The 4487-nt window shown below is 34.2% G+C and carries 2 protein-coding genes; one reads left to right on the forward strand and one right to left on the reverse strand.

Features of this window, described 5'->3' with window-relative positions; translation table 11 throughout:
* Positions 1–742 precede the first annotated feature (742 nt).
* Positions 743–2089, reverse strand: coding sequence for a site-specific integrase (locus HMPREF9010_RS11315; RefSeq protein ID WP_004307639.1), 1347 nt, complete (start codon positions 2087–2089; stop codon positions 743–745).
* 470 nt (positions 2090–2559) lie between these two features.
* Here HMPREF9010_RS11315 and HMPREF9010_RS11310 point away from each other — a divergent pair.
* On the forward strand, positions 2560–4487 hold a 1928-nt coding region (locus HMPREF9010_RS11310), incomplete at its 3' end, for a glutaminase domain-containing protein (RefSeq protein ID WP_008649277.1).

Below are 4487 nucleotides of genomic sequence, written 5' to 3' on the forward strand. Positions count from 1 at the left end.
CAAAGTTGGTTTTCCGGGTCCTGTCCAGACTAAACTGCCATTTATCAATTGTTTGAAATACAGATGATTATCTTTGCTCTGTATTGTCTTTGTGTTGTTATGGCTATTAAATAAAGTACAAAATTCTAACTTATGAGCAGACTTTTAATAAATAAAAAGTTAATGGATAAATGTAGTGGTAGTCTAAGATGAGAAATGGACTAATCTGAAAAAATGAATATTTTTCCTCTCTCTCTTTTCATTTATCCATGTAATTTCTTTTATGACATAAAAACTAGCAACATTTTAAGATATTAAAAATCAAATAGATTGAATAATTACTCTTGTTGAATGAATTCGACGTAAATAAAACTTTCTGGAATGATTTATCTATCTTTTTATGCTATTTTGCAGAGAAATGTTATTGTGTGATAGCTTAAGGTAATAAGGAAAGTAGATGTTAGAACCCCATTCAGGAGTCCATAGTGTGGTTTATTTTAAACCAATAAGTAGTTTCTTTTAAAGGTAGGAGATGTTCCTTTTAAACCAACGACTTGTTTCATTATATCAAAACTTGTTTTCGATAGTAGGAAAAAATACATGTTTATAAAGAATTATGCTATATATATTCAATAAAAGGAATATATATAATGTAAATGTGACTTTCTTTTTTCTATTTAGCAATTCAATAGAATCTTAATTCTTCTGCATATATGAAAAATAGAACATGATTTGAAATAACTAAGATGAAATATTTCAATCTTTACCTGGCAAGTTTAGCTCGAAGTTCTTTTAGTCTTTTTGCAGCCTGTAGATTATCAACCTTTATATATCTCATGAATGCAGATGGACTCTTATGCCCGGATATGCGCATAAGTTCTCCGGCAGGAAAGCCGGATAAATACATATTTGTGCAAAACGATCGTCGGCAAGTATGAGAAGAGATCATCTCCCATTTTTCATAGACTCTCTTTTCCCGTTCTTTCCCTTTCTTGCGAACGACTTCGATCTTCTGTTTTAGTTTTGCCCTTCGCCCTAATTCTTTAACCCTTTCGTTGAATATATATCTAGGAATTTTAGGTAAATCATAGTTGTACTTCTTGAGTATTTCCGGTACATAATCGATCATAGGGATTATGACAGCTTTATGCACTTTTCTCTGTTTGAGATTTATAATCTCATTATCTAAGTCAATATGTTCGGGACTTAATGTTGAGAGATCACTATATCGTAGTCCTGTAAAACACCCAGTAATAAAAACATCTCTAATCTCTTCCAATTGCTTATCATCTGACAAGTCTAACTCGTGTATTGTTGAAAGTTCCTTTTCACTTAAATAAATAGCATCAGTTTCTTCTTCTACGACCTTAAAATGCTTCAAGTCAATTGGAGGAATAACTCCTTTATCTATTTGATAATTAACAAATCCCTTTAACAAACGTATAATTTTTCCTGCAGAATTAGTGAGCAAGCCAACACTCCCATCGGGCTTTATAACCTTATAAAATAAATAGTCCATGAATTCATTGTAAAATATAAGATTCAGGTTATGAAAAGTAATTGGCTGCGATGAATGTTCTTTGAAAGCGATCAGATGTTTACGAAGTGTTCGGTAGTCTTTTATTTGGTCTGCAGAAACAACAAGAGCTTTTTCTGTAATATATCTTTCTAATGCGTCAAATATATCTACCCGATTAGGACGTAATTCATATTCTCTATTTTTTTTTAATTCAAGTAAAACAAAATCTACGGTTGGACTTATTCCGTTTATTTTAGCATATGTAAGAATTTCTCCAAGCTTGGACGTTATTCTAATCAGGCAGGCATCAATCTCGTCATAGTTCGGACAAGCGCGCTTAATCCATCTCTTTTTAGAATCCCAGTGTTCCGGTTTAATACTGTATCCAGTAGAGATGAGCGTACGCTTAGTTCGATTGTAGTTATATCGAACATAGAGGACAGTAGTCCCCTCTCGAGTGACGTACTTTGGTTTAATATATGGAGTATATTTTGCGATAGTAAATCTGTATTGCTTTCGTATTGCAAAATTACAAAAGCTATTCGATATGAGCAATATCTCATCGTTAAAAGCTAGAACCTCCAAAAACATTGTACTATCTTAATAAAAGTGGATAAATATTGCTCAAAAAGGAAAAAACTACTCAAAGCACACTGTAAGAGACTTATTTTGCACTTTAAAAACACTCAAAATATGAAAAAAGAATAGATTTTGTCCTTTCTTGAACACAGATTTTCCTAATATTTAGCATTAATTCCATTATTTTGCAGCGTTACAAATAAAATGCTATGGAAAAACAAATGGATTTGTATGAATCCTGGGTCCTACCTGAAACACACAATTCTATATAAACTTTTCCTCTAGCATTTATAAATATTCGACAGTACTGATTTTAATATATTATTTAGGTATAGCGATAAGAAAGGTAAGATTGCATTTAAAAGGTAATAGTAAGAAGGTAAAAAGAGAAATAAAAGAAAACGTAGGGTTTGTTTTTCTTTATAGGTAAACAAGATTGTAGATGGGTAACCTTAAAATTGTAGATTAATTAGAAAATATTTATGAAGAAACTACTAACAGTAATGGCCTTTTCGGTCGGTTTATTCGCAAATGCTCAAACCGGCAACTTATTTAAACCAGTAAAAGAGGTAGCGCTACGTACTCCATCGGTACCTATCGTTGTTTCAGATCCTCACTTCTCTATCTGGTCTCCTTATGATAAATTAATGGAAGGAAGTACAGAACACTGGACTACAGCTAAGAAGCCATTAGTAGGGGCTTTACGCGTAGATGGTAAAGTGTATCGTTTCCTGGGTAAAGATCAAGTAGCTCTAATACCTATTGCTCCCATGACAAATGTGGAACGTTGGGAGGCTGCATACACTAATAGTCAACCAGCAAATGGATGGCAAGAATTCCAGTTTGATGATAGTAGTTGGAAAAAAGGTAAAGCAGCTTTCGGTAGCCGTGATATGCCACGTGTTCGCACAGAATGGAAAGGAGATAATACAGATATTTATATCCGACGTACATTTGAAATAAATGATTTGGATTTAACAGAGAATATTTTTCTTATTTATTCTCATGACGATGTATTCGAATTATATTTAAATGGAGAAAAACTGGTTGCTACAGATCTCGTATGGAAGAATAATGTAAATCTAAAACTTTCAGACGAAGCCAAGAAGAAGCTTCGTAATGGTAAAAATGTGATTGCAGCACATTGTCATAACACGACAGGAGGATCTTATGTGGATTTTGGTTTATATCGTGAAAAGAAAAATGCAGTAACATTTGAAAATGAGGCTGTACAGAAATCGGTAGATGTACTAGCCACTTCCAGTTACTATACATTCACTTGCGGACCAGTCGAATTAGATGTCGTATTTACAGCACCTCAATTGATAGATGACTTGGATTTGTTGTCAACTCCGATTAACTACATCTCCTATCGTGTGCGTCCTCTTGATAAAAAAGAGCATGATGTACAATTCTATATAGAAACGACTCCGGTATTAGCAGTGAATGAGACTACTCAACCTACTATTGCACGTACATTATCGAAAAATGGTATTAGTTATGTAGAAGCTGGCACCATCAACCAGCCGATATGTGATCGTAAAGGTGATTTGATTTGTGCTGACTGGGGATATGTATATCTTGGTAGTGTAAATGGAGCAGGAAAATCTATAAGTTTGGGTGACTATAGCGGAATGAAGGAAGCTTTTGTTAAAAATGGAACTTTAGCTTCAAGTAAAACTAAATGGATTACTCGTCGGGAAGAAAATACTCCTGCAATGGCTTATGTACATAATTTTGGAACTGTTACCCAAGATGGTAAAGATGGTTTCTTGATGATCGGTTATGATGACATTTATTCCATTGAATATATGTATGAGAAACGTATGGGATATTGGAAGCATGATGGTAAAGTAACGATTTTTGATGCTTTCGAAAAACTAAGAGATAACTATCAATCCATCATGGAGCGTTGTCGTGCACTTGATGAGCTTATTTATAGCGATGCAGAAAAAGCTGGTGGTAAAAAATATGCAGAAATCTGTTCTGCAGCCTATCGTCAAGTTATTTCTGCTCACAAACTATTTACAGACAAAGAAGGCAATCTGATGTGGTTCTCTAAAGAGAATAACAGTAATGGTTGTATCAATACAGTCGACCTGACCTATCCGTCTGCTCCCCTGTTTTTGGTCTATAATCCTGATTTACAAAAGGCAATGATGACTAGTATCTTTGAATATAGTGCTAGCGGTCGCTGGGATAAACCTTTCGCAGCACATGACCTTGGCACTTATCCAATAGCTAATGGACAAGTTTATGGTGGTGACATGCCGATTGAAGAAAGTGGTAATATGGTGATTCTAACTGCAGCTATTTCGAAAATTGAAGGTAATGCAGATTATGCTAAGAAATATTGGGACATTCTAACGACATGGACCAATTATTTAGTAGAGTATGGACAGGACCCGGA

Origin of the sequence: Bacteroides sp. 3_1_23 (genome assembly GCF_000162555.1) — a bacterium.
GTDB lineage: Bacteria > Bacteroidota > Bacteroidia > Bacteroidales > Bacteroidaceae > Bacteroides > Bacteroides ovatus.

Coding starts and splice junctions, on each gene's coding strand:
- HMPREF9010_RS11315 (WP_004307639.1), bottom strand. CDS start 2,089: ATGTTTTTGGAGGTTCTAGCTTTTAACGATGAGATATTGCTCATATCG.